This is a genomic window from Ensifer sp. (genome assembly GCF_035999135.1).
Taxonomy (GTDB): Bacteria; Pseudomonadota; Alphaproteobacteria; order Rhizobiales; family Rhizobiaceae; genus Ensifer.
On record NZ_DASYGZ010000188.1, the window covers coordinates 1 to 25,889 of the forward strand.

Annotated in this window: 24 protein-coding genes and 1 tRNA gene; 4 read left to right on the forward strand and 21 right to left on the reverse strand. The window is 63.3% G+C overall.

What is annotated here, in order from left to right; all coding sequences use genetic code 11:
* Positions 1-176: 176 nt before the first annotated feature.
* From VGO12_RS24695 to VGO12_RS24705, 3 genes are all read right to left on the reverse strand, one after another.
* Positions 177-261 (reverse strand) — tRNA-Leu (locus VGO12_RS24695).
* Positions 262-442: 181 nt separating this feature from the next.
* Entirely contained in the window at positions 443-1,030 is a 588-nt protein-coding gene (locus tag VGO12_RS24700) for a GDYXXLXY domain-containing protein (protein ID WP_327515371.1), read from the reverse strand.
* The gene (locus tag VGO12_RS24705) at positions 1,027-2,136 is read right to left on the reverse strand and encodes a DUF2157 domain-containing protein (protein WP_327515372.1); all 1,110 of its coding nucleotides are present in this window, start codon (positions 2,134-2,136) and stop codon (positions 1,027-1,029) included. Before VGO12_RS24705 ends, VGO12_RS24700 begins: the two co-directional genes overlap by 4 nt.
* Positions 2,137-3,094: 958 nt before the next feature.
* Between VGO12_RS24705 and VGO12_RS24710 the strand changes: the two genes are divergently transcribed.
* From VGO12_RS24710 to trmFO, 3 genes are all read left to right on the forward strand, one after another.
* Positions 3,095-3,238, forward strand: a complete 144-nt coding sequence (locus tag VGO12_RS24710; protein ID WP_327498749.1) for a DUF1127 domain-containing protein — start codon at positions 3,095-3,097, stop codon at positions 3,236-3,238.
* A 455-nt stretch (positions 3,239-3,693) separates the two neighbouring features.
* Positions 3,694-3,837, forward strand: coding sequence for a DUF1127 domain-containing protein (locus VGO12_RS24715; protein WP_064816989.1), 144 nt, complete (start codon positions 3,694-3,696; stop codon positions 3,835-3,837).
* Between the two features lie 99 nt (positions 3,838-3,936).
* Positions 3,937-5,352, forward strand: coding sequence for a methylenetetrahydrofolate--tRNA-(uracil(54)-C(5))-methyltransferase (FADH(2)-oxidizing) TrmFO (gene trmFO / locus VGO12_RS24720; protein ID WP_327515373.1), 1,416 nt, complete (start codon positions 3,937-3,939; stop codon positions 5,350-5,352).
* 82 nt (positions 5,353-5,434) lie between these two features.
* Here the strand turns inward: trmFO and VGO12_RS24725 are convergent, their stop codons facing one another.
* The 5 genes from VGO12_RS24725 to yajC all read right to left on the reverse strand — a co-directional run bounded on the left by VGO12_RS24725 (position 5,435) and on the right by yajC (position 10,249).
* Positions 5,435-5,902: a hypothetical protein gene (locus tag VGO12_RS24725; protein ID WP_327515374.1), complete on the reverse strand. Its 468-nt coding sequence runs from the start codon at positions 5,900-5,902 to the stop codon at positions 5,435-5,437.
* Positions 5,903-6,044: 142 nt separating this feature from the next.
* Complete coding sequence (locus tag VGO12_RS24730; protein ID WP_327515375.1) at positions 6,045-6,887, reverse strand: phytoene/squalene synthase family protein; 843 nt, start codon at positions 6,885-6,887, stop codon at positions 6,045-6,047.
* A gap of 20 nt (positions 6,888-6,907) precedes the next feature.
* Positions 6,908-7,294, reverse strand: a complete 387-nt coding sequence (locus VGO12_RS24735) for an Mth938-like domain-containing protein (RefSeq protein ID WP_327515376.1) — start codon at positions 7,292-7,294, stop codon at positions 6,908-6,910.
* A gap of 1 nt (position 7,295) precedes the next feature.
* Positions 7,296-9,866: a protein translocase subunit SecDF gene (secDF, locus tag VGO12_RS24740; protein ID WP_327515377.1), complete on the reverse strand. Its 2,571-nt coding sequence runs from the start codon at positions 9,864-9,866 to the stop codon at positions 7,296-7,298.
* A gap of 47 nt (positions 9,867-9,913) precedes the next feature.
* A complete protein-coding gene (gene yajC, locus VGO12_RS24745) occupies positions 9,914-10,249 on the reverse strand; it encodes a preprotein translocase subunit YajC (protein WP_065777914.1) in 336 nt (111 codons plus the stop codon).
* Between the two features lie 301 nt (positions 10,250-10,550).
* Between yajC and VGO12_RS24750 the strand changes: the two genes are divergently transcribed.
* Positions 10,551-11,420, forward strand: a complete 870-nt coding sequence (locus tag VGO12_RS24750; RefSeq protein WP_327515378.1) for an ATP-binding protein — start codon at positions 10,551-10,553, stop codon at positions 11,418-11,420.
* Between the two features lie 96 nt (positions 11,421-11,516).
* Here the strand turns inward: VGO12_RS24750 and VGO12_RS24755 are convergent, their stop codons facing one another.
* The 13 genes from VGO12_RS24755 to VGO12_RS24815 form a co-directional block, all read right to left on the reverse strand.
* The gene (locus VGO12_RS24755; protein WP_327515379.1) at positions 11,517-13,064 is read right to left on the reverse strand and encodes a peptidoglycan DD-metalloendopeptidase family protein; all 1,548 of its coding nucleotides are present in this window, start codon (positions 13,062-13,064) and stop codon (positions 11,517-11,519) included.
* A gap of 233 nt (positions 13,065-13,297) precedes the next feature.
* Positions 13,298-13,942 (reverse strand): biotin biosynthesis protein BioC, encoded by a 645-nt coding sequence (locus VGO12_RS24760; protein WP_327515380.1) that lies wholly within the window; start codon positions 13,940-13,942, stop codon positions 13,298-13,300.
* A gap of 184 nt (positions 13,943-14,126) precedes the next feature.
* Positions 14,127-14,780 (reverse strand): protein-L-isoaspartate(D-aspartate) O-methyltransferase, encoded by a 654-nt coding sequence (locus tag VGO12_RS24765; protein ID WP_327515381.1) that lies wholly within the window; start codon positions 14,778-14,780, stop codon positions 14,127-14,129.
* On the reverse strand, positions 14,781-15,548 hold the full coding sequence (gene surE, locus VGO12_RS24770) for a 5'/3'-nucleotidase SurE (RefSeq protein ID WP_327515382.1): 768 nt from the start codon (positions 15,546-15,548) through the stop codon (positions 14,781-14,783).
* Between the two features lie 25 nt (positions 15,549-15,573).
* Positions 15,574-16,857 carry a serine--tRNA ligase gene (serS, locus tag VGO12_RS24775; protein WP_327515383.1) on the reverse strand — a complete coding sequence of 428 codons (1,284 nt, stop codon included), beginning with the start codon at positions 16,855-16,857 and terminating at the stop codon, positions 15,574-15,576.
* Between the two features lie 46 nt (positions 16,858-16,903).
* Positions 16,904-17,746: a twin-arginine translocase subunit TatC gene (tatC, locus tag VGO12_RS24780; protein WP_327515384.1), complete on the reverse strand. Its 843-nt coding sequence runs from the start codon at positions 17,744-17,746 to the stop codon at positions 16,904-16,906.
* Entirely contained in the window at positions 17,743-18,444 is a 702-nt protein-coding gene (tatB, locus tag VGO12_RS24785) for a Sec-independent protein translocase protein TatB (protein WP_327515385.1), read from the reverse strand. The genes tatC and tatB overlap by 4 nt, the downstream gene beginning before the upstream one ends.
* Positions 18,445-18,518: 74 nt before the next feature.
* Positions 18,519-18,725: a twin-arginine translocase TatA/TatE family subunit gene (locus VGO12_RS24790; protein ID WP_327498763.1), complete on the reverse strand. Its 207-nt coding sequence runs from the start codon at positions 18,723-18,725 to the stop codon at positions 18,519-18,521.
* Between the two features lie 92 nt (positions 18,726-18,817).
* Complete coding sequence (locus tag VGO12_RS24795; RefSeq protein ID WP_327515386.1) at positions 18,818-19,930, reverse strand: ABC transporter ATP-binding protein; 1,113 nt, start codon at positions 19,928-19,930, stop codon at positions 18,818-18,820.
* A gap of 81 nt (positions 19,931-20,011) precedes the next feature.
* Entirely contained in the window at positions 20,012-20,740 is a 729-nt protein-coding gene (gene scpB, locus VGO12_RS24800) for an SMC-Scp complex subunit ScpB (protein WP_327515387.1), read from the reverse strand.
* Entirely contained in the window at positions 20,733-21,551 is an 819-nt protein-coding gene (locus VGO12_RS24805; protein ID WP_327515390.1) for a ScpA family protein, read from the reverse strand. Before VGO12_RS24805 ends, scpB begins: the two co-directional genes overlap by 8 nt.
* Positions 21,552-21,637: 86 nt before the next feature.
* Positions 21,638-22,654 (reverse strand): beta-N-acetylhexosaminidase, encoded by a 1,017-nt coding sequence (gene nagZ, locus VGO12_RS24810; protein ID WP_327515388.1) that lies wholly within the window; start codon positions 22,652-22,654, stop codon positions 21,638-21,640.
* Between the two features lie 153 nt (positions 22,655-22,807).
* On the reverse strand, positions 22,808-25,801 hold the full coding sequence (locus tag VGO12_RS24815) for an SPOR domain-containing protein (RefSeq protein ID WP_327515389.1): 2,994 nt from the start codon (positions 25,799-25,801) through the stop codon (positions 22,808-22,810).
* Positions 25,802-25,889: the final 88 nt, after the last annotated feature.

A 25,889-nucleotide genomic window follows, 5' to 3' on the forward strand; every position in this document is an offset into this window, starting at 1 on the left:
CAAACCTTCATTTCACGTTGACTGTGCTCTTCCCCTTCGAAAGGTCTGGCGAGCACGTGAGCCGATCCATTTGCCGGGAGTGGCTTTACGCAATTCCGTAACCGTTTTGCAAGCAAAATGGCACTCCAGCCCCCTTCATCCCTGCAGAATCCGGACTTTGGGCACGATTGCTGATCTGGTGCGGGTAGAGAGACTTGAACTCCCACGCCTTGCGGCACCAGAACCTAAATCTGGCGTGTCTACCAATTTCACCATACCCGCGTTCAGACAATCGCACCGCCTGTTCGTATTCCCGCAAGACCAACCAACGGAAACCGCGGATAGAATGGGCATGCTGAAAGTTCAGGACTTTCCCGAGCGCGGCGTCTCTATATCACTCGTTTTGACGGGATCAAAGGGAAAATGCGGAATTCCACGGCGGATCACAGAACACCCGACACTCTCAATAGAGTGGCTCTTCATAGACCGGGCTCCCATTGACCGCGATCTCGCGGATCTGGGCCTTGCCGCCGGCATCGACGCGCACGTCGACGGAGAGCGCCTCGGCGTTGCGCGCCTCTTCAAGCGTCCGCCCCTCGCCTTCCGGCACATAGAAGCGTTCGATGCCATACTCGACATTGACCGGCGCCGGCGGAGTTGAAGGGTAATAGACAAATGGCAGCGAACGAAGAACGACGGTGTCGCCCGCCGCTGCCAGCGGCTGAAAGGCGGCTTGCGTCACCGTCCAGAAACCGTCGAGCTGCTGTTCCAGCCGGACGTAGATCTGAGCCTCCTTCTCTTCCGCCGGAAAGCCGCCCGTAAACAGTTCCGGCTCTATCCTCGATATGTCGTAGCTGAGGATCACATAGTCGCCCCGCAGCAGATCACGCGGATCGACCGGCACGGTTTTCAGCAACACCTCGCGGCCGCTCCGCAAAATCGAGGCCCTGCTCTCGATCATGTAGCCGAGTGCCGCCGTCTGGGCGCCCGCAACGAGGAGCGCCGCCAGAAGCGGGTTGAGCCAGCGGCTCTTTTGCGTTTCGCCACTCATTGCGAAGCCTCCGTGCGGCGTGCGCGTGCCATGTGCCCCTCGATACGGATCACCAGCCAGGCGATGCCGGCGACCACCAGCCCCGAAATCAGGAAGAAGCCCGATGTGCCGAGCATCGACCCGAGGGTTTCGAAGGCGAGATAGAGAAGCTCGCCTGCGAAGGCGACATAGCCGAGGTAGCGCACCGCACCGTTCTGCGCGCCTGCGACCGCTATGCCCAGAAGGGCAACCAGCAGCGTGCATGCGCCTGTCACGATCTCCGTCGTCAGCCCGACCGCTTCGTACTGCAGGGCGGCAAAACCCAGAAGGGCGAGCGCGAAGGAATAGAATGCCGGCGCCGAGCCGGCTTCCATAGCCAATGGTCGCAGCGGCGAGCCCGGCATGGCGGCCGCCAGAAAGGCTGCAAGGCCCGATGCCGCAAGCCCGCCCGCAAAGGCCAGCGACGGGCTGTCGACGTAAAGCCACGAGAGCCAGGCAAGTACGAGCAGGTAGGCGAGATGCCGCGCCCTGCCCGCATCGGTGAAGCGAACCAGGAGAACGACGAGGATCGCCAGCGCCGGCACCGACCACAATCGCCAGTCAGAAGCCAGATTGAAGTTGCTTTCGGTCAGCACCGTTCCGAAATAGAACCACGCAAGTCCACCGGCGGCGGCCGTCATCGTCGCCGAACGAAAGGCGACGGCCGATAGCGCGGCGCCGGCAAACCAAAGCAGCGCCGCATCAGCCGCATCGCCGGACAGGTGGTACATCTGCCCGATCAGGGCGATGCCGCCACCGAACGACGCCGAGCCAATGACAAGCGCACTTGCGGCAAGCCCGCTGCGGCCGGCGCGTGCCAGCCACGCGGCTGCGAAATGCAATCCCCAGACCAGTGCAATGATGCCGACCACCCGCGCCAGCCGCGGCAGCGCTTCCCAATTGGCCGCGACGAGCAGCAATATGGAAGCCGACAGCAACAAGGCCGCCAGAACGAGCAGGACCCGGCCGGCGCGAAATGTCGATTCCCGGCCATCGTATTCCGCCAGCATGGCGCGCGCCGCACTTTCCGGCAGCAATCCCTTGTCGATCCAACCCTTGAAGTCTCGCTCGAGACGCGCCCGGTACATCCTGCCCCCAAGTCTTGAGAATCCTGTGCTTGAAATGACCAAGCCTTGCCCCCACCTAATCATGTATCGGCGCGGAAAGACAATCGCCCTATCGCGGCTTCTGGTCGTGCCGATGGGACTGGCAAGCGGCTTGCGCGACGTGCATATCTTCCATGCGGATATTGCACTGCACAAATCGATTTAAAGGCCCTATATTCAGATCATCAAAGGCGAACACGGCGGCAAGCCGGGCGATCGCCAGCGGAACTGGCCAACCGCCCCAGGAAACTGGGAAGGCCCGGGCGAAAGCCTGAGAGAATTCGGATGGGCGCACTCCTCCTCCCAGCGCTCCTCCGATCAGATTGGCAACACTCCTCCTCCCAGTTGCCAATCACCCTAAACGACGCCCGCTGGACCTCCTCCCCCAGCGGGCGTTGTTCTTTTCAGCCCTCCCTTCGCTACATTTCCGAGACGCGGCACGGCGCTGCACAATATTCATGCAATCTGCAGCGATCGACACCTGGAGCCATGCACTTTGCGCATGGGTGCCATTCGGGATCCGCGCTACCCTTCAATCGGCCTGCATACTATATTCAATTCATCGATCGGGGCGGCGCACTCCTCCTCCCAGCGCCCCTCGATTTGGATCGGCGACACTCCTCCTCCCGGTTGCCGATCAGGATAAAACAACGCTCGCTGGATCTCCTCCCCCAGCGGGCGTTGTTTGTTTTTCCGACCCACCTTTTCCCGAATGCACTCTTGGCTGCCAGACGCACAAATGCCGCGCCAGCACTGTTTCGCGGCGGACATCGAGCCTTCAAGGGGCGGACATCGAGCCTTCAAGGCTTGCAAACCCTGCATGGGTGCGATGCAGCATTGTCTCTGTAACTTCTGCTCAAAACGATTATATTCCAGACCATCAGATGACGGCCAGCAAGAGAGATGAGCGCTGGCACACGACCCTAGAAAGGATAGGATCATGAACCTCGCACGTTCTTTCAACAATTGGCGCAAGTATCGTCAGACCTGCAACGAACTCGGCCGCATGAGCGACCGTGAGCTGAGCGACCTCGGCATCGGTCGCAGCGACATTCCCTACGTCGCACGTCAGGCGATCAAGTAATTCAGGCATTGCCTCCGGGCATAGCCGACCTCCAGTAAAACGCCCTCCGGCACACGCCGGGGGGCGTTTTCGTTTGTCGTATCTCACTGCATAGGCTGTCGACACAGATGACGTTTCGCAAGTGCGAGATAGTGCGATGGTCCCGCCTGGTAGCCGGGCACCCCGGCAAGCCATCCCTCCCACCGACCGGGTCCGTACCGGCCGACTGGTGAGCCGCGCAGAAACCTATGTTTCGCAACAGGTTAAGCCGCAGCACGCGGCACTTTAATCAATTGTTAATCGATGCCGCCTTTTGCGGCTGGGCGTAAGGATTGCCCATTCAAACGGCGATGCACTGCACAAATGCATAGCAGCTGCATTTTCTTTGCACTCCACCTTCTTGTTAGACAAGCGTATAAGAACCTCAACGACGCAGACAGATGGCTGTCGCGACAACCTGATTTGAGGAAAAGACCATGAACCCGATTCGCATCGCAAAAAGCTGGATCAACTACCGCCGCACCGTCAGCGAGCTCGGCAACCTGTCGAACCACGCTCTCAACGACATCGGCATCACCCGCTACGACATCCGCAACATTGCGGCACGTTCCTTCCGCTAATCGGATCGAACCACCAGACTTCCAAGACGGCGCCATCAAGGCGCCGTTTTCGTTTATAGGCGTTGGAACCGGGGGCCGAGCCGTGATAGGAAGCCCGCCATGAGCAAAGACACCTCTTCCCACTCCCCCATTCACGTCATTGGCGGCGGCCTTGCCGGATCGGAAGCCGCCTGGCAGATCGCCGAGGCCGGCGTGCCGGTCATCCTGCACGAGATGCGTGGCGTGCGCGGCACGGACGCGCACAAGACCGACGGCCTTGCCGAACTCGTCTGTTCCAACTCCTTCCGCTCGGACGACGCCACCAGCAACGCGGTCGGCGTGCTGCACGCCGAAATGCGTCTTGCCGGCTCGCTGATCATGAAATCGGCCGATGCCAACCAGGTTCCGGCCGGCGGCGCGCTCGCCGTCGATCGCGACGGTTTTTCGGAGGCCGTCAGCGCCCAGATCGCCGCGCACCCGCTGATCACGGTGGTGCGCGAAGAAATCACCGGCCTGCCGCCTGAGGAGTGGGACCTGGCGGTCATTGCGACCGGACCGCTGACCGCGCCCGGCCTTGCCGAGGCCATTCGCTCGGAAACCGGCGCCGACGCGCTCGCCTTCTTCGACGCCATCGCGCCGATCGTCTACACCGAGACGATCGACATGGATGTCTGCTGGTTCCAGTCCCGCTACGACAAGGTCGGCCCCGGCGGAACGGGCAAGGACTACATCAACTGCCCGATGACCGAGGAGCAGTACAACGCCTTCGTCGATGCTCTCGTCGCCGGCGACAAGACCGGCTTCAAGGAATGGGAAGGAACACCCTACTTCGACGGCTGCCTGCCGATCGAGGTGATGGCCGAGCGTGGTCGCGAGACGTTGCGCCACGGCCCGATGAAGCCGATGGGTCTCACCAATGCCCATAACCCCACCGTCAAGCCCTACGCGGTCGTGCAGTTGCGCCAGGACAACGCGCTCGGCACGCTCTACAACATGGTCGGCTTCCAGACGAAGCTGAAGTACGGCGCGCAGGCCGAAGTGTTCCGCATGATCCCGGGCCTGGAGAATGCCGAGTTCGCGCGCCTCGGCGGTCTGCACCGCAACACCTACATCAACTCGCCGACGCTGCTTGACGGAACGCTGACACTGAAGTCGCGCCCGGGCCTGCGCTTTGCCGGCCAGATCACCGGCTGCGAAGGCTATGTCGAGAGCGCCAGCATCGGCCTTCTCGCCGGCCGTTTTGCCGCCGCCGAGCGCAAGGGCGAGACGCTGGCCGCACCGCCGGCAACGACGGCCTTCGGTGCGCTGCTCAACCACATCACCGGCGGTCACATCGTTTCCGACGACGAGCCGGGCAAGCGGTCGTTTCAGCCGATGAACGTCAATTTCGGCCTGTTCCCGCCGCTCGAGCCGGGCGCGATCACCAAGCCCGAGGGCGCCAAGCGCTTCCGCGGCAAGGAGAAGGCGGTGGCCAAGAAGCAGGCGACGGCAGCGCGCGCGCTTGCCGATTGCGCCGCGTGGCTCGGCAACAGCTGAAGACAAGCGCCTGACCGACAGCAAAAAGGCCCGCCCGCGCAAACGCGGGGCGGGCCTTTTTCGTTCGATCCGAGGCTTGCTCTTACTCGCTCGCCTGGGCCGGTTGCGACGGTTCTGCAGCCGGCGGCAGGAATTCCGATTTCGGATTGAAGCTGCCAAGCAGCCAGAGCGATACTTCAGCGGCTTCTCCAGCACTTTGAAACTCGAAGTCGTTGTCGAGGTAAGCGAAATCGGGGAAGTGCACGATCAGGCCGCGACCGCTTTCGGAACTGTTGACCCGGACCTTGCCCGGCTGGATCACGTGGCAGACATAGTGGGTGCCGTGCGACTGGATGAAGCCGGCCTTGCCGTCATGCAGCCTGAGGAAGATCGCCTTGCGGTCAGCCGTGGAATGCAGCGCGCGGATCGCCTCGTCCGGAAATGCACGTCCGAATTCGACCATCGCCGAACCCGCATCGGGATTGTCCCAGTCCCGCTCGGCACGCGCGTTCATCCACATGTAGAATGCACCGACCGCAACAACGACGGCGATGAGCAGTAACCAAAGCATCCGCGGGCGCTCCCTTTGCTCGGCACGACACCGATAGGGCGCTTCTATACGCCGCGAGGCTTGTGCCAATGTGTCGTCGTCACAAGGGCGTCGTCACAGGCGCGCCCCAGGAGCCGGCGAGATGGCCGGCAGGATCGGCCCGTTAGAAGCGCCTGCTTCGTGCAGCGCGCCACATCCACCATTGGCGGCGCCATTGCGCGGGCCGGATCGGCTTTTGCAGCAGCCCGGCGCCCACCGCCTCGGCGCGATCGAAGATCGGCTCGGCAAGTGCCAGCGGCACGAAGGCCGGGAAATTCGATTGCGAGATCGTCGACGCGTGCGCACGGGCCTTGGCGAGGTGGTCCCGGCCAAATCCGGCAAAGGCGCGGATGGCCCGGCTGATCGCATCGCTGTTTTCGCCGGCAATCAGCGTTTCCCGGTCAAGCCCGGTCGCGCTCAGCAACTCCGCCGGCAGGTAGACCTGGCCCCGGCTCAGATGCAGCGGCAGCAGCATCAAGAGGCCAGCGATCGTCTGCGCAACGCCGCCATGACCGGCCGCCTCCGCAGATGTCGCCGCGGTGTTCGGGTCGAGCACCAGGCAGGAGAGCTGGATCAGCGCCGACGCGGTCTCGCCGGCATAACCTTCGAGCGCCGAACGATCCTCCATCGGGTCGTCGTAAAGATCGAAGATGCGGGCGTCGATCATGTTTTCGAACACAGAACGCGGCAGCCGATGCTCGCCAATGCACTGAAGCAGGGCTTCCGCGAGCGGATGCCCCTCGCCGGTTGCGCCATCGTTACCGATGAGGTCACGCCACCACTGCATGCGGATCTCGCCGGGAAGCGGCTCGCGCACGAGGTCGCGGATGCGGGCGATCTCCGAGTTGAACGCGTAGAGGGCTGCAAGCGACTGTTGCTTGTCGACGGGTGCCAGCAGGCAGGCGAGGTAGCGGTCGCGATCCGTTTGCCTGAGGTCGGCCAGGATCTGGGCGGTCTTGTCTTGCACGTCGTCTTCCCCGGAGCCGATCAGACCGCGATCAGCGCGACGGCAACGGCACGCGATTCGGCCAGCATCACATTGTAGGTCCGGACCGCGGCCCCGGTGCTCATGGGGTCCGAGGAGACGTTGGCAGCGCGCAGCGCCGCCTTCAAGTCGGCCGGCAGCGGGCGGATATCGAGACCGGTGCCGACGAGCAGCACCTCGATGTCCTTCGCCTCTTCGATCACCCTTTGAAACTTGCCGACCTCGAGGGCGTCGCCTTCGGCAACGTCCCAGGCATAGACCCCTGACGGCAGCATCAGGATCGAGCCGCGGTGCGACATATCGGCGAAGCGAAAACCGCCGTTGCCATAGGCATCGATGGGGGCACGGCCTGGAAAATGGGCCTCGCGCATTTCAATTCCCTTGGGCATTTCAAGCAGTCCCTTTTGCGGCGCCGGCGGCATCCGGATCGGCGCCGGACATATCCTCGCCACCCGGTATATGGTCGGTCCGTTTCCTGAAGAGGATGAGGATCGGTCCGGCGATATAAATGGACGAAATCGTTCCGACGATGACGCCGAACAGCATGGTGATGCTGAACGAGCGAATGAGGCCGCCACCGAACAGATAGAGTGCTGCCAGCGCCAGAATGGTCGTCAGCGCGGTCAGGATCGTGCGCGACAGCGTCTGGTTGATCGAGGTATCGATCAGCACCGACAGCGGCATGCGCCTGTAGCGACCGAGGTTTTCGCGGATCCGGTCATAGATGACGACTGTGTCGTTGAGCGAGTAACCGACGATCGTTAGAACCGCGGCGATGCTGCCGAGGTTGAACTCTATGCCTGTCAGCACGAGGAAGCCGACCGTCAACAGGACGTCGTGCAACGTGGCGATGATCGCGCCGACGGCAAAGCGCCACTCGAACCGCAGCCACACATAGAGCAGGATGGCGACGAAAGAGAACGCAAGGCCCAGCGTGCCGGCGCGCGTCAGCTCGCCGGAGACGACCGGGCCGACCACTTCAACGCGGCGGAACTCGTATTCGTCGGCGAGTTCCGAGCGGATGACGTCGGCCGCGGTCTGCTCGGCATTGTCCCCGGCTTCCTGCGACGGCACGCGAACCAGCACGTCTTCGCCCGACCCCAGCTGCTGGACCTGGACTTCGCCAAAATTCAGCTCGTCGAGACGGGTGCGAAGATCGGCCGTATCGACAGGCCCGGATTTCGAATGCAGCTCGATGATCGATCCACCCTTGAAATCCACGCCGAAATTGAGGCCGATGCCAGCGAGCAGCAGCACCGAGGCAAGCGACAGGGCCGCCATGAGGATGAAGACCGGGTTGCGGATTCGCATGAACCTCACGTCGAGGTCGCTGAAACGCCCGGTCCGAATTCCTTTCGGCAGACGTTCGGACTTCCAGTGCCGGAGCCAGCGCTTCACGATCAGGCGCGTGACCGTATAGGCGGTAAAGAGCGTCGTGACGCTACCGATCGCAAGGGTGATCGCAAAGCCGCGCACCGGTCCCGAACCGAGATAGAACAGGATGGCGCTGGCGATCAGCATGGTCAGATTGGCGTCGAAAATGCTGCTGAAGACGCGCGAAAAGGCGTTGTTGATCGTGCGGCGCAAGGGTTCGGCGCCGCGCACCTCCTCGCGAAGGCGTTCGTAGATCAGCACGTTCGAGTCGACGGCGACGCCGATCGTCAGGATGATGCCGGCGATCCCCGGTAGCGTCAGCGTGGCGCCCGAAGCCGAGAGCGCCGCGATGATCAGGATGATGTTGAGCGCGAGCGCGATGACTGCAAAGACGCCGAAGACGCCATAAAAGAAGATCATCGAGGCGGCGACGGCGACGGCCGCGACAAGACCGGCCTTGAGGCCGTCGGCGATCGCATCGTCGCCGACGCCTGGTCCAACCGTCCGTTCTTCAACGAAAGTGAGCGGCGTCGGAAGGGGGCCCGTGCGAATGAGAGCCGCCAGGTCCCCGGCGCCTTCGACCGGAAGGTCCGCAGCGATGCGCGCGGTATCGCCGGTAACGGCCTCGGAAAGCTTGAGCGCCAGGACGACCTGACCGTCCAGAACGATGGCGACATCCTTGTCGGCTTGCTGCGCCAAAGCGGCTGCCACGCGCTGTTGCCCGGTGGCGTCGATCTTCAGCGCCACAGAGGCGGTCTCTCCGGAGGGGTCCGCCTCGCTTTGTGCGGACAGAAAGTTCGCCGCCGCCAGCACAGGCTCTTTTTCGACAAGATAGGGGATCGGCGGATCGTCAAAGGAATAGAGCACTTCGGTGCCGGCCGGAGGTTGCCCATCGACGGCGCGCTGCACCGGTAGAGATGTATCGACCAGGCGGTAGGTCAGGTTTGCCCGTTGGCTGAGCAGATCCTTCAAGCGCTGCGGATCGCCAAGCCCCGGGATCTGCACGATCAACCGGTCGTCGCCGCGACGCTGGATCAGCGGCTCGACGGCACCCACTTCGGCCACACGCCGGCCCACCACGTCGACCGATTGCGCAAGGGCCAGCGACAGGCGGTAATCGATGCCCTCGTCCGTCAGGCGCAGCCGGACGAGTTCATCCTGTTCGGCGCTGTCGAAAACGACCTCTGAAACCGGCTCGGAAGCAAAGCCTGCGACTTCGACCGGCTCCGTCAGCGGCCGCAGCCGCTCGCGCGCGGCTGCGAGCTGAGAGCGATCCCGTACCCGGAACGTGATCGCCTGTCCTTCGCCTGCGAGGCCAATATAGGCGATATCGGCATCGCGCAGGGATTTGCCGACTTCATTGGCCACCGCTTCGAGGCGCTGCGCGGCGATATCGCTGCGCGCGGCGCGCAGCATGAAGTGCGAGCCCCCCTGCAGATCGAGACCAAGCGCCACCTGGCGATGCGGCAGGAAAGAGGGCAATTCGCCCGCCCCCTCCCGGGTCAGCATATTCGGCATCGCAAATGCGATGCCGACAAGCGCCACCAACCAGACCAGGATGCGTTTCAACGGCGGTAATCTGCGCATGCCTCAAACGCTCCTGTTGCTCGGCCGGTGGTGGCGCCCCGTGTCCCTTATTCCTTGACGGGTTCGCCCTTGACGCGAACTTCCGAAACGCCGCCGCGCACAACCCGGATCTTCACACCTTCGGCGATCTCGACCTCAAGTTCGCTGTCGTCGACGACCTTCGTGACCTTGCCGACGATGCCGCCACCGGTGACAACCTGATCACCACGGCGGATGTTCTTCAAGAGCTCCTCGCGGCGCTTCATCTGAGCGCGCTGCGGACGGATGATCAGGAAATACATAACAACAAAAATCAGCAGGAAAGGCAGGATGGACATCAGAATGTCCGCGCCACCGGCGGAAGGGGCGCCGGCTGTCTGCGCAAAAGCTTCGGTAATGAACATCGATCACTCCTTGAGTTCAAATATCGGCGGTTCCTCCGCACCAAATCGGCCGGAATATAGGGGCGCCCGGCCGCTCTGCAAAGCCGCGGGCACCCGTACCCGTTCCTGTGCCTCTGACACAAATTGCACAATAGGAGAACCCCCCGCGCGAGCCTCGGTGGCCTTTTCCAGCGCAAACCTGCGTGCTACCGGGATTATGGCGGGGCACGGCCGCCAAGCGGATACGGTAAACACCAGGGCGGGCGCGCAACGAATCAGACCCGCACCGCCAAACCTCTGATTAAGTAGTGGAGAGAGACAGATGCCAGAAGCCAAGATCGACGTTCTCATCAAGGAAATGCAGAAGCTTTCCGCGGCGATCGAACGCATGGCTGGCCCTCCGCCGGCCGCCAACGACTGGAGTGCTGCCGAGTGCTTCGTCTGGGCTCCGGCCAACCATCACCTGCAGCCGGTCGCACGGCCGAACCGTATCGAACTCTCGCTGATCACCGGCGTCGACCACGTCCGCGACATTCTCCTCGACAACACCCTGCGCTTCGCCGAAGGCTTCCCGGCCAACAACGTTCTTCTTTGGGGCGCGCGCGGCATGGGCAAGTCCTCGCTGGTCAAATCCGTGCACGCACAGGTCGCACACGACACGGGCGTGGCGGTCAAGCTGGTCGAAGTGCACCGTGAGGACATCGCCACCCTGCCCGCCCTGATGGACATCCTGAAGACCGCGCCCGTGCCGATCATCGTCTTTTGCGACGACCTCTCCTTCGACCACGACGATACGTCCTACAAATCGCTGAAGGCGGTGCTTGACGGCGGCGTCGAGGGACGCCCGACAAACGTCCTGCTCTATGCCACCTCGAACCGGCGTCACCTGCTGCCACGGCACATGATGGAAAACGAGCAATCGACAGCGATCAATCCGTCCGAGGCGGTTGAGGAGAAGGTCTCGCTGTCCGATCGTTTCGGGCTGTGGCTCGGCTTCCACAAGTGCAGCCAGGACGACTATCTCGCCATGATCGACGGCTATGCGCGGCACTATGGCTTCAAGGTCGACGCCGAGACGTTGCACGCCGAGGCGCTCGAATGGGCAACCACCCGCGGCGCAAGATCCGGCCGCGTCGCCTGGCAGTTCATCCAGGACCTCGCCGGCCGCCTGCGCCATCGGCTCGACGCCTAGGCGTCCTCGTCCATTACCACCGTGATCAAGCAACAGCCCCCGATGGTCCGGACCATCGGGGGCTGTTTTGATGTTTATCCAGGGCGGTTGCCTCGACTATTCGAGGAACGTCGCCGGATTGACGGCGGTGGCGTTCTTGCGCACCTCGAAGTGAACCTGCGGCTGGCTGGCGCGACCGGTCATGCCGGACGCAGCGAGCGTCTGGCCGCGCTGGACCTTCTGACCGCGCTGGACCTTGAGTTCGGATGCATTGCCGTAGACGGTGACCGTGCCATCGTCGTGGCGGACCAGAACAGCGTTGCCGAGTTCCTTCAGGCTGCTGCCCGAGTAGATGACGACACCGTTTTCGGCAGCCTTGATCGGCGTGCCCTCGGGAACCGAGATGTTGATGCCGTCGTTGCGGTTGCCGTCGACGTTGGCGCCGTAGCCGGCGACAACGGCACCGCGCACCGGCCAGCGATACTTACTGATGCCCGTCGACTTCGGCGAGTCTTCATCGACATCCGGCGTCTTGCTGGCGACTTCGGTCACGCTCTGCTTGGCAACCGGCGCCTGGTACTCGGCCGGCTTGTTCTTGTCGAGCGACGCTACCTCTTCGGCTTTCTTCACCGGTACCGAGGCGGTCTTGACCGGGTCCGGAGCAGCACCCGTGGCGCCCGGCAGCGTCAGCGTCTGGCCGACGCGGATCGATTCCGCCGTCAGGCCATTGGCCTGCTTCAGCGCGGCCACCGACACGCCGGTCGCCTTGGCGATCCTGTTCAACGAGTCGCCGGGCTTCACGGTATACGAACCGCCGCCGGCGCCTTCGCCATTCGTCGCCGGCTTGCCGGCAACCATATCGGTCTTGCCCTCACCCTTGGCGCGGGACTGCGTCGAGCCCGGAAGGATCGCGACGTCACGCTGATCGGTCGGCAACGGCGAAGGCTGACGCTTGTTGCCGTCGAGGTCGGCGATCGAATTGGTGGCTGCGGCCTTGGCAGCACTGCTCGGGCTTCCGAAAGTCGGGATGACCAGGCGCTGGCCGGTCTCGACCTGCGAGGCCGACTGCAGACCGTTGGCCTTCAGGATCTCCTTCTCGGGAACACCAAAGCGCGTGGCAAGCACCGCAACCGTATCACCGGGGCGAACCATGATGGTCGGCGCGTTCTGCGTCGTCCAGCCGCTCTTGCTTGCCGTTTCCTTGAGCGTTGCGGGCTGCGCCTGCTGTGTCGCAAGTGCGGCCTGCTGGCGGGTGGCCGGGAATGGCTGGGCCTGGGGCTGCTGGCGCGCTGCCGCACTCGGATCGGCCAGCGTCGTGCGCTGCACGGAGATCGGTGTGGAGGCAACACGGGCATTGGACACCGGCGTCGACGCGGTGTTTACCGGATCATAGGCCCCCTGACCGCTTGCGGCCGGGTAAGGCTGACCGAGGGCGCCGTTGCGCGTATCGGCTGGCGCCGCCATCTGGCCAACGGAGACGTCGCCGCGCGGGACCGGCGTCGCATCTCTAGGAATTGAGTTTGTGGTGATGTTGTCGGACCGGGAAAACAAGCCGTCAAACCGGCTGGCGTCCGAACTGCAGCCTGTCGCGACGCCTGCCAGCAGGACCGCCACGCACAGGCGGATCGTCGATTTTCCAACCCCGGGAGATACAAACTTACGCATGACGCTTACCCACTCCGAACGCAACTCGATGTGGGATGATTAAAGCGTATTAGAGTTACCGCTCGGTTAAGGTCGGCACCACCAAAGTACGAATTTGACCAAATGCTAACCATAGCCCGCGGACGGCGGTCTTGAGCCGCATGGGCCGTCTGCGACCCTCGGCACGCCTTCATCTATTGACCTGGCGCATGATCCATTCGCAAAGCCGCTGCGCTCTTTCGCGCGACGGGGCGCTATATCAGTTCGGAATAGAGCCGCTCGATCTCGGACACCGACCGCCGTTCGGTCGGGTCGTCCTCATAGCTGATGCTGGTTACGTCCCAGGCAAAGATCTGTCGGCCCGCCGGATCAACGCGGGTTTCGGATTGGGCGGTCTTGTCTTCCTCGAGCAGTACGCTCACGAGGGTCTGGAATGCAGCGTCTGCGTCCGCACCGCTCGCCTGCTCGTATTCGAGCGAACGCAGGCCTGCGACAGCCGCCTCGCGTGTCCCGAAATAGCGCAGGCTGTCCCGGTCTTCGGCACGTAAACCGTCGTAATAGTCGATGAAGTTCTTGTAGTAGGCCTGATGGTCGCCGCTTTCCAGGTACTTGCCAAACGCCTGGTATTCGCGCAACGCCAGTTGCGGGGAAAGACGGTTGTTCCATTCGTCGCGGGTGAGCGGCGGTTGCCCTTCGGAAGCCTTGCGCGTCTGGCTGAGGTAAAGCAAGGCATCGGCCGAAAGTGCGATGCGCGGCGTCGGATCGAAGAACGTCGCTGCAAGCGCCTGCACGGCCTGCTCGTCCTTGCCCGCTACGTTTGCCTGGGCAGCGCCGCGTCCTGCAAGATTGTTCAGCCCGTCGCCCGATGCGGCAGTCGTCAGCCTGTTTGCGATCTGCATGTTGCCGTCTCCGTCTTCCTCACGGCGCCCTGCCCTGCAACGCCGCGACAAAACGACGACTCGCAGGCGGAACCTGATCCGTACAAGGCAGGCGTATGGCGCGAAGCTTGCGCGAGGCTGGAGGCGATTAAGGAAACGTTAATACGAAGAGCCGCGAAGGCGTGCGTTTTCCGAGGTTCGGACGCTACAGGAACGATGCCAATTGCGGCACGATCGCAAGATATGGCGCATCGAACAGGTCTTCACGGTCGAAGCGGCTGCCCGTCCGGCTGACGCGCACGACCCGGCAAAGGGTTTCACTCATCATGATCGGCACAAGCAATGTGCCGCCAGAAACAAGGTGATCGGAAAACATGCGCGGCAGACTGTTGAAGGCGGCCGTGATGAGGATGCGATCAAACGTGCCCTCGCCCGGTACGCCGGCACTGCCATCGGCATGGCGGACGACGACGTTGCGTACACCCGATTTCTCCAGGCTCTTCTGCGCCGTTGTCACCAGGGTCTGGTAGCGGTCGATCGTCAGCACGCGCTCGGCCACGCGCCCCATCACAGCCGCGGTGAAGCCGCTGCCCGTCCCGACTTCAAGGACGCGCTGGCCGGCCTTAAGGTTGAGGCTGTGCAGAAGGCGGACGGCAAAATCGTAGCCTTCCATGAACGAGCCGCAATCGAGCGGGATCGTCCTTTGTGAATAGGCGTCGGCCTGGTACTGCGGCGGCGTGAAATGGCTGCGCGACGTCTGTTCAACCGCTTTCAGCAGTTCATGGTTGACGATGCCCTCGGCGCGCAGCCTCAGCACCATCTTGGCAAAGCCTTCCTGTTCGGTGACACGCGCGCTCACTCACAGGGCCCCTTCGCTGAGCGCCCGCGCCAACCGGTCCTGGACACTGTAATCCGTCAGGTCGAGCTTCAAGGGTGTCACGGATATACGGTTCTCGCGCAGCGCGTGGATGTCCGTCCCGGAGCGGAAGTCGCCGTGACGCTCGCCGAAACGAAGCCAGAAGTAGGGAAAGCCACGCCCGTCCGTGCGTTCGTCGATCGACAGGCCAAAGTCGAGCTTGCCCTGCGACGTCACCTCGGTGCCATCGACGGCGTCCGCCGAACAGTTGGGGAAATTGACGTTCAGCAAGGTTCCGTCGGGCAGGTCCACCGTCATCAGCTTGCGGATCAGCGCCGGCGCATGTGTCTCCACCACATCCCAGGGCACAGTCCTGCCCTCCTGATGATGGTACGCCTGGCTGAGCGCGATGGAACGGATCCCCTGAAGGGTGCCTTCGATGGCGCCGGCAACGGTGCCGGAATAGGTCACGTCATCGGCCATGTTGGCGCCGATGTTGACGCCCGAAAGCACGAGATCCGGCTTGCGGTCCAGCACCTTGCGCACTGCCATGATGACGCAGTCGGTTGGCGTCCCCCTGAGCGCGAAGCGCTTCTCTGCGACCTGGCGCAGGCGTAGCGGCTCCGACAACGTCAGCGAATGCGCCAGACCGCTCTGGTCGGCCTCCGGTGCGACCACCCAGACATCGTCCGAAAGGGTGCGTGCGACACGTTCAAGCACCGACAGGCCTTCCGCATGAATGCCGTCGTCGTTTGTCAGCAGGATCCGCATGATGCTGTCCTTCCCCGACGTCCGCTCAGGACGCCTTTTCGATGCGCGTCTGGCCACCCATGTAGGGCACGAGCACATCAGGCACAGACACCGAGCCGTCGTCGTTGAGATAGTTCTCGATGACAGCGATCAGCGCGCGACCGACGGCAACACCGGAGCCGTTCAGAGTGTGAACGAAACGGGTACCCTTGTCTTCCCTGGTGCGATAACGCGCGTTCATCCGGCGCGCCTGGAAATCGCCGCAAACGGAGCAGGACGAGATTTCCCGGAAAGTATCCTGCCCCGGCAGCCAGACCTCGAGGTCGTAGGTCTTGCGGGCACCGAAACCCATGTCGCCGGTGCACAGCGTCATCAAGCGGTAATGCAGCCCAAGGCGCTTCAGCACCTGTTCGGCGCAGGCCGTCATGCGCTCATGCTCGTCGATCGAGCTTTCGGCGTCGGTGATCGACACCAGTTCCACCTTGTTGAACTGGTGCTGGCGCAGCATGCCGCGCGTATCGCGACCGGCAGAGCCCGCTTCCGAACGGAAAGACGGCGTCAGCGCGGTGAAGCGCAAGGGCAGCTTTTCCCCCTCGAGGATCTGCTCGCGCACGATGTTGGTGAGCGGCACTTCGGCCGTCGGGATCAGCCAGCGTCCGTCCGTGGTGCGGAACAGGTCCTCGGAAAACTTCGGCAACTGTCCGGTGCCGTACATCGCATCGTCGCGCACCAGAAGCGGCGGCTGCACCTCGGTGTATCCATGCTCCTGCGTGTGGAGATCGAGCATGAATTGGCCAAGCGCGCGCTCAAGCCGTGCCAATTGCCCCTTGAGGATGGTGAAACGCGAACCGGAGATGCGGGCAGCACCTTCGAAATCCATCAGCCCCAGCGCTTCGCCAATTTCGAAGTGCTCGCGCGCCGGATGGTTCCAGCCGGGCTTTGCCCCGACGATACGCGTGACGACATTGCCGGTCTCGTCTTCGCCGACCGGTACATCCTCGAGCGGCACGTTCGGGATCCGCGACAAGGCGTCGTTGAGCTCCGCCTCAAGCGTACGGCTCTCGTCTTCGAGCGCCGGCATGGCGTTCTTGAGGTCGGCCACCTCGGCTTTCAGCTTTTCCGCAAGCTCGCCGTTCTTCTGCGCCATCGCCGCACCGATATCCTTGGAGGCGGCATTGCGGCGCGACTGCATGTCCTGCAACGACTGGAGAACCGCGCGGCGGCGCTCGTCGAGCGCGATCAGCGATGCCGACAAAGGCTCCGCGCCCCGCTTCGCCAGGGCGGCGTCCAGCATCTCGGCATTCTCACGGATCCATTTGATATCAAGCATTGTCGTTCCACGCGTTGGTCAAATCACGGCGCGAAATCTCGAATGCTCAGCCCTTGGCGGGGCCGACCTCTCCGGAAGATCCTTCCTGCGACTCCGCAGCCTCGCCCTTGAGCGCATCCGCTGCTCGCTGTCTCTCGATGAGTCGCGCCGTATAGATCGAAATTTCGTAGAGAAGGATGGCGGGCAGTGCAAGGCCGATCTGGGAAACCGGGTCGGGCGGCGTCAGAACGGCGGCAACCACGAAGGCGATCACGATCGCGTATTTGCGTTTCTCGGCGAGCCCTTGAGAGGTGACGAAACCGACGCGCGCAAGCAGCGTCGTGATGACGGGAAGCTGGAAGACGAGGCCGAAGGCGAAGACCAGCGACATGATCAGGCTCAGATACTCCGAGACCTTCGGCAAGAGCTGGATCGCGACCTGCCCTTCGCCGCCGCCCTGCTCCATCGCCAGGAAGAACCACATCACCATCGGCGTGAAGAAGAAATAGACAAGAGCTCCGCCGAGCAGGAACAGCAGCGGCGAGGCGATCAGGAACGGCAGGAATGCCGCGCGCTCATTCTTGTAGAGGCCGGGTGCCACGAACTTGTAGATCTGTGCCGCAATTACGGGAAAGGCGATGACCAGGGCGCCGAACATCGCCACCTTGATCTGAGTGAAGAAGAACTCCTGCGGCGCGGTATAGATCAGCTCGACATTGCGGTGGTTCAGCCCGGCCCAGCCCACCGCCCATTTGAACGGCAGCACAAGCAGGTTGAACAGCCCCTTGGCAAAGTAGAAGCAGACGAGGAAGGCCACGAAGAACGCACCGACGGCCCAGATCAGGCGCCTGCGCAATTCGATGAGATGTTCGATCAGCGGCTGCGGCCGATCCTCGATATCGCCGCTCATGCTTCACCTTTCTTGCGCGTGGTCGCGCGAGGCTTGGACGCCTTTGGGGCCGGTTCGGCGGCCGGCGTCACTTTGTTCTTTTCCGCGGCCGGCTTTGCCGGCGCCTTTGCGGAAGTCTTCGACGTCACCGGCTTGGGAGCCGCAGAGGTGACAGCCGTCGATTTCCGCGCGGTCGATTTCTTGGCTGCGGGTGCTGTCTCGACCTTGGCCTTTGGCGCGCGCTTCGGCTTTTCGGCCGGCTGGGCTGCCACCTCCGCACGCTCGACCTGCCTGTTGGCCGACGCAAGTGCTGCGGCTGCAACCGGATCGGACGGCTTTGTCTCAGCGGTCGCGGCTGCAACCGGTTCCACCGCGGATACCGGCTCCACGCTGGCCGCTGCCGCCGGCTGCCCCGGCGTCGCTGCTTTCTGCAGGTCGGATTTGATGTCGTTGCCGATCTGGCGCAGCGGGTTCATCGCATCCCGGAGCGCATTGGCCGGGTTGAGACTTTGCGCATCACTGATCGTCTTGCGCACTTCGTCGAGATCCGCTTCCCGCAGGGCCTCGTCGAATTGCTGCCGGAACTCGGAAGCCATGCCCCGCATCTTCGCGGTCATGCGACCAAAAGCCCGCAGCATCGGCGGAAGATCTTTCGGCCCGACAACGACAATGAGAACGATTGCGATGACGACGAGCTCGGTCCAGCCGATATCAAGCATGCGAAATGTCCTGCAAAGCCGCGTGAAGGCCTATCCGTCGTCGAGAACGGACGGGCCCCAACGGCGCTAGAGCGTTAGCGAACTTCGTCCGACTTGTGGTCAACGGTCTTGCCGTCGAGCGTCTTGTCGGCAGCTGCCGCTTCCTCGTCGCTCATGCCCTTCTTGAAGTTCTTGATGCCCTTGGCAACGTCGCCCATCAGTTCGGGGATCTTGCCGCGACCGAACAAGAGCAGCACCACGACCAGAACGATCAGCCAGTGCCAAATGCTAAAGGAACCCATGCTGTTACTCCTCTGAGCCTTCCCCGATTTAGGCTCTTTCACATGTCAATTTTCAGGCGCGTCTCAGGCACGCGTTTTCGTCGCGACAGAACCTAAGATGCGGAACCGTTTTTTTCAAACAGTAATATATCCCGCTCGTTAACTGAAAGCATTACATCACGCAATCCTTGCGGCAATTGGTCTGCCCGGATACGGGCGCGAACCACCTCTTCGCAACGCGGGACGGCGAGTTCCAACAGTTCGACGACCCCGATGAAGCGGCGGGAGATGATGCGCGCGGGAACATCGCCCTTCTGTTCGCCGACGCGCACGCCGGAAAGGCGGACCGCGACCGAGAGGCGCTGCCCTTCCCCATGGGTGCCCGCGCTCACGCTTCCGACCGGCGTTTCGACGCGACCGTTTCGCACCTGCGCCTCGAAGACATTGATCTCGGAAAAGAAACCGGCTGCAAAGAGATCGTTCGGTTGACGGTAAAGCTCATCGGCGGTGCCGACCTGAACCAGCCGTCCATCTTTCAAAAGAGCGATGCGGTCAGCCATGCGCATGGCTTCCTCCGCATCATGGGTGACGACGATCGCGGTCGCGCGCGTTTCGCGCAGAATAGCAAGCGTATCGGCGCGGATCGAATCCTTGAGGCGGGAATCGAGCCCCGAGAACGGCTCATCCATCAAAAGCACTGCCGGACGCGGCGCGAGCGCGCGCGCCAGCGCCACGCGTTGCTGCTCACCGCCGGAGAGCACATGCGGATAAAGATCGGCGTAATGCGACAGGCCGACACGTTCGAGGGCTGCGTCCGCCTGGACAAGGGCTTCCTTCTTGGGGAGCGCCGTCAGGCCGAAACGCACGTTGTCGCGGATGGTCATGTGCGGAAACAGCGCGAAATCCTGAAACATCAGGCCAACGCCGCGCTTTTCCGGTGGAAGGAAGACCGATGGGCCAGATATCTCCTGGCCGTTGAGCATCAGGCGCCCGGCGCTCTGTCGCTCGATGCCGGCGGCAATGCGCAACAGGGTCGTCTTGCCGGAACCGGACGGTCCGAGCAGGCACAGGACCTCCCCGGCCTTTGCCGCCAGACTGACGCCCTTGATCGTTTCCTTGGCGTGGTAGCTGTGATGGATATCGTCGAAGGTCAGGCTCGCCGCAAAGGATACGCCCGCCGTCCGTCGCGTTGTCATGACGGGAGCGTCCTGCGGATCTGAAACCATGCGCTTGCATTCCTTGACACCAGTGGCGCCGGCCACAAGGCCCGGCGCGCCACGGAAAGCCGATATCCCTAATCAGGTTTTCTAATCGGCCTCTTCGCCCTTCGGTGTCAAGAGCCCCAGTTCCTCCAGGTCCAGCTGGGTAATGGGATCCTCGTTCTCGGCAAGCTCGTCATCGCCCATCGGAACCGGGATATTGAGGTTCGACGGCACACGGCCCGACAGCAGGCCTGCACCTTTGAGCTCTTCGATGCCTGGCAGGTCGCGCAGTTCCTCAAGTCCGAAGTGATCGAGAAAGTCGCGCGTCGTGCCGAACGTCACCGGCCGCCCGGGTGTGCGCCGGCGCCCGCGAAACCGGACCCACCCTGCTTCCATCAAGACGTCAAGCGTGCCCTTCGAGGTCTGAACGCCCCTGATATCCTCGATCTCGGCGCGGGTGACAGGCTGGTGATAGGCGATGATCGCAAGCACCTCCAGCGCGGCGCGGGAGAGCTTGCGCACCTCCTGTTCCTCGGTCTGCACGACAAAGGAGAGATCTGCCGCGGTGCGGAAGGCCCAATGATCGGCCACCTGGACGAGATTGACGCCGCGGGGGGCGTAGAGCGCCTTCAGCCGCAACATGATCCTGTGGACATCGGCGCCGCGCGGCAGCCGGCTTGCGACATAGGCTTCGGAGACCGGTTGCGCCGACGCAAAGATCAGGGCTTCGGCGATCCGCTCAGCTTCCTGCTCGAGGCGGGAATCCGGCAGCGCCTCTTCGATGTCGTCGTCTTCGTCCGGTACGCCCGGCAGGTACTTCTGGGCTTCAGCCACGGGCTGCCTCCATGTCGGCAAGCGTTTGCGCATCGATCGGGTTCGGTCCGCGCCGCAGGTAGATCGGCGCGAAGGCCTCTTCCTGGCGGATTTCCAGCCGGCCCTCGCGGACCATCTCGAGCGATGCGGCAAACGAGCTGGCGATGGCGGTCGCCCGTTCCTTGGGGGTCGTCATATAGCGGACGAGAAAATGATCCAGCGCCGTCCAGTCATCGAGATCGCCGATCATGCGCGCGAGAATCAGCCGCGCATCCGACAGCGACCAGACGTGGCGCTTCTCGATCGTCACCTGCGTAACCGCCTGGCGCTGGCGCAGGTTCGCATAGGCGCTCAGAAGATCATAAAGCGAGGCGTCGAAGCCGGAATTCTTCTCGGCGACGATATGCTCCGGCGCGCCGCGAACGAAAACGTCCCGACCGAGCCTGTTGCGGTTGATGAGCCGCGTCGCCGCCTCTCGCATCGCTTCCAGCCGTTTCAGCCGGAAGGCCAGCGCCGATGCCATCTCCTCACCGGAAGGCCCTTCGTCCTTGGCCTGCTGCGGGATCAACAACCGCGACTTCAGGTAGGCAAGCCAGGCCGCCATCACGAGATAGTCGGCGGCGAGTTCTATGCGGATGCTGCGGGCGCGCTCGATGAAGGCGATATATTGTTCCGCGAGCGCGAGAACGGAAATCCGCGAAAGATCGACACGCTGGCTGCGGGCCAGATGCAGGAGCAGATCGAGCGGCCCCTCGAAGCCGGCAATATCGACCACAAGGGCTTCCTCGTGCAGCCCGCGCTCGCTCGTCTCGTCCTGCCACAGCGGCTCCATCGGCGCCTTGGACGCAGGCTTGCCCTGTCTTTCGCCCGCATTGCTCACTGACAGTCCGATCCCTTCCCGGCGGCCGCTGCCCCGCCCTAAACCGTTGCGAACAGGCCGTTGAACTCGGCCCTGAGGGCGACTTCATCTGCATCGTCAGCAGCGCGGAAAGCGGCCTCGGCTGCCTTTGCCCGACGCAGGCTCTCGCCGGCGAGAACCGGAACGACGTCTGCGACAGCCTTCATTTCCTCCATTATGCCATGACAATGCAAGACCAGATCAAGTCCAGCGGCAATGATGTTGCGCGCACGGGTGCTCATGTCGCCGGCAAGCGCGTTCATCGAAACGTCGTCCGACATCAACAGGCCGTCGAAACCGATATGGCCGCGAATGATGTCGCGCACGACCTTCGGCGACGTCGTGGCCGGATTGTCCGGATCGATCGTGGTGAAGACCATGTGCGCCGACATCGCCATCACCTGGTCCTTCATCGCAACGAAGGGCAGGAAATCGCTTGCCGCAAGTTCGTCGAAGGAAGCACTGACGACAGGCAGGTTGTGGTGCGAATCGACGAAGGTCCGGCCATGGCCCGGCATGTGCTTCATGACCGGCAGCATGCCGCCCGCCTTCAGCCCCTCGCCCATCGCGCGGCCGATCGCGGTTACAGTTTCGGGGTCATGACCGTAGGCGCGGTTGCCAATGACGTCATGGCTGCCGGGAACCGGCACGTCGAGCACAGGCAGGCAATCGACGGTGATGCCGAAGCGCATCAGGTCGAACGCGTGCAGGCGCCCCATCATCCAGGCCGCACGCAGCCCCAGATCCGCATTGCGGCGGTAGATCTCGCCGATCGCGGCCCCGTTCGGGTACTGCTGAACCAGTGGCGGCTTGATGCGCTGCACGCGGCCGCCTTCCTGATCGATGAGCACGGGCGCCTTTGGATTACCGATGCTGTCGCGAAGCGCTGCGACCAGATCCGAGATCTGTTCTTCCTCGCCGATGTTGCGACCGAACAGGATGAAGCCCCAGGGGCGCTCTGCGGCAAAGAAGGCGCGCTCCTCGCTCGTCAGCGAAAGCCCCTTGCAGCCCGAGATAAATGCTTTTGATTCGCTCATGAAGACAGCATAGAGCCGCCGTCGCCGGGCGCGAAGCGACAATGACGAAGCCGCAGCACTCATGCACAAGCTGCTTTGAGCCATGACCGCCTGAAACGCAAAGGGCGCGGCCTTGTCAGCCGCGCCCTTCGTCACTGCAATCTCAAGCGAGACTTATTTGGTAACCAGGCAGCTTCCGCCGGCGCCCTTGTACTTCGAGCAGAGGGCGTTGGCTTCTTCCTTCGAGCCGGCCGGGATGCGGACGCGGTAGTAGGTCCCCTTGCCGGCGATCTCCGCCTTGCGAATATCGACGCCGCGGCCACCGATGACGTTCCCAAACTTGTTGGAAAGGCTGTTGTAGGACTTCTGCGCCTCGGCTTCAGACGGCAGCGACGCGACCTGGATGAAGTAGCTGCCTGATGGGACCGACGCGGTCGCAACCTGCTGAGCGGCCTGCGTTTCCGGAGCGACGGCCGCCTGTTCGACTGCCGGGCTCGCCGTGTTGGCTGCCTGGGCTACGGGGCGCGATTGTGGCGTCGGCGCCTTTTCGCCACCTGCTGCGGCCGTCGTCGTGACGCTGCGAACAGGAACCTGTTCGATGTTGGCGTTGCCCGTTGCCGCGAGGGCAACCTGATCGACATTGCCCGAGGCCTGGCCGGCAGCGTCGAGGGTTGCGCCACCCTGCGCCGCGGCGGATGCAACGGCGTTCGAAGGCGTTTCCGGCAGCGGCTGCGCTGTTCCGGCGACATCGGTCGCGGGTGCTGCGACCGGCTCTTCACGGGCAACAAGGGTGCCGTCCGGCTTGACGATCATGGTGCGCACCTTGCGCGGTGCGACAGCCGGCGTCTTGTCTTCTTCCTGGGCGGCGGTCTCTGCATTGCCGCCATCGGGCAACAGACGGTCTCCATCGTCGTCATTGGGCAGGCCCGGAAGGGCTTCGGTGTCGTCGCTGCCTTCGAGCGGCAGGGATTCCGGCGTCAAGGTCTTCTGGACCACATCCATCGGCTCTTCGGTCGAGGACACGAGGGCTTCCTGCTGCGGAGCGCCCGACTGGGCGCCGGCCACGCGGTCGTACACGGCCTTGTCCTGATTTGGCACGGTCTTGCCGCCCTTCTCCTCAGGCACGACCTTGACCGGCGACTTGTCGGCCAGGATGATCTTCGGGCCTTCGGCGGACGTTGCCGCGCCGCTACCACCCATCCAGGCGTAGACCCCAGCACCGCCGAGGATGATCACACCGGCCACGCTCGCTGCCAGAAGCATTATGCGCTGGGAGCGACGACCGGTGCCGTATTCGCGGTACTCGCCGGCATCGTCCTGAGCCTGGGCAGCCGAGAGGCGTTCCGCATCGCGCGTCACGGTCTTGCGTTCGACCATGGAGCGGCGGAAGTCTTCCTCCATCGCCTTTTCGAATTCATCGAAATCGTCGAGCGCGCCGGCGCCAACAGCCGCCGGTGCAGGACGGGCGGCTTCGACCTTTTCCGTCGCGACCGCGCGGGCAGCCTTGGCCACGGGGGCCGGAGCCGGCGTCCCGAAGAGCTGGGCCATTTCGGCGTCGATATCGAGATCGTAGTCCGCGGGATAGGCGGCGGGCTTTTCGGTCTCGATCACCGGCAGTTGCGGCACGTCCATCTCGGCGATCGGAGCAACGCCGTTCTCGGCCTCCGAAATCATCGAAGGATCGAACGGCAGTGTGCTTTCGACCGGCGTCTCCTGCAGTTCCACCGGAGCAGATGCCACGAAGGTTTCCTCGTAGCGCTCCCGTTGCTGGACCTGCGAATGCTGGACCTGCGGAGGAGCAATATGCTGCTGCGGCACGATCGTCGGCTCGACAACAGGCTGCGCCGGCGCCTGCTCGGCAACGGCGGGTGCCGCTTCAATGGTGCTCAGGTCCGAAAGATCGAGATCGAGAGACACATCGGAGAGCTCCATCTCGAAGTTCTCGATGTCAAAGCTCGGCTCGTGTTCAGGCTCCAATGCCGGCCGGGCCATATCGGTCAACGGCGCAGCAACCGGGGGCTCTGCAACTGCGGTCGCAGCGATGGCGACCGGAGCCGCAACCGGTGCGACCGACGACACGATCGGCCCGGCAAAGGCGCGCTGCTGGCTGGCGCCGGTCGCAGATGCGACAGGCGTCGCCCGGCTGAACGTCGGGGTAAAGGGATAGGGGCTCTTCTTGACCGGCGCGGCGGCGACGGCGGCCGGCGCAGCGACGACAGGCTCTGCACTCGTGTGAAGGGCCGGATGGGATTGAACGGCAGCAGCAAGGGCTGCGGTTGCCGGCGGAACCGGGAAGCGCTCGACGTCCGCCAGAAGGTCATCCGCGGCAAGCTCGATTTCTGCGGTCTGCGGCGCAACGCTCGCGCCTGCGTCGGAAACCGCGTGCCCACGCCCAGCGTCTGCCGGCTCGTTGTCGATACGATCATCGGCAACGAAATCGAAATCCGGAAGGTCGAAGCTCGGCTCGTCATAGGCAGCGACGGGTTCCGCCGCCCGGACCGGCTCGCTCCACGACGCCGAAATGTCATCGACCGGCGCCTGCCAGGCATCGACGGACGGTTCGGCAGCAGCAACCGGCGTATCGGCAGCGACGTCGACAAGGAGGTCCGCTTCGCCAAGAGACAATTCGAGCTCGCGCTCCAGGTCAAAGCTCGGCTCGTCCATCGCCGGTTCAGCGCTCGGCGCCGTCTCGACATAATGGGTCTCCAGGAACGACTGGACTTCGGCAAAGGCGTCAGCCGCCGGAAGCTCGGGCGTCACCGCGACCGGAGCCGGCTGGAGGAAGATGGGCTCTTCCTGCTCCGGCTCGGGCGCAACTTCGGCCACCGGCTCGAAAGTCGGCTCTACAGCCGGTTCGAAACGCGGCTCGTCTACCGGCTGGTCGATCTGCTCTTCGAGAGCCTGCTGTGGCTCATCCACGCGCTGCGACAGCGGCTCGGACCCGGTACGTGGCGCGTCATAGCTGTCGAATGCGCGCAGAAGCTCGTCTTCGAGATCGAAGGCAGGGTCTTGACGCACCGCCTCCTGATGTCGCTGCAATTCCTGCAACTGCTGAACGGCCGGCCGCGCATCGTAACCGACGATCCGGGCGAGTTCGGCCAACGGATCATCGTCGGCCAATACATCGAATTCAGCCGGCCCGCTTCGTGCGAATTGTTTGTCTGCCATGCTCTCCACTCACAATTGCCTGTAACGCTGTGCCAGTGCATTGTGGGAAAATGGTGACAGTACTTATCGCATTTCCTCCGGTGCGGAG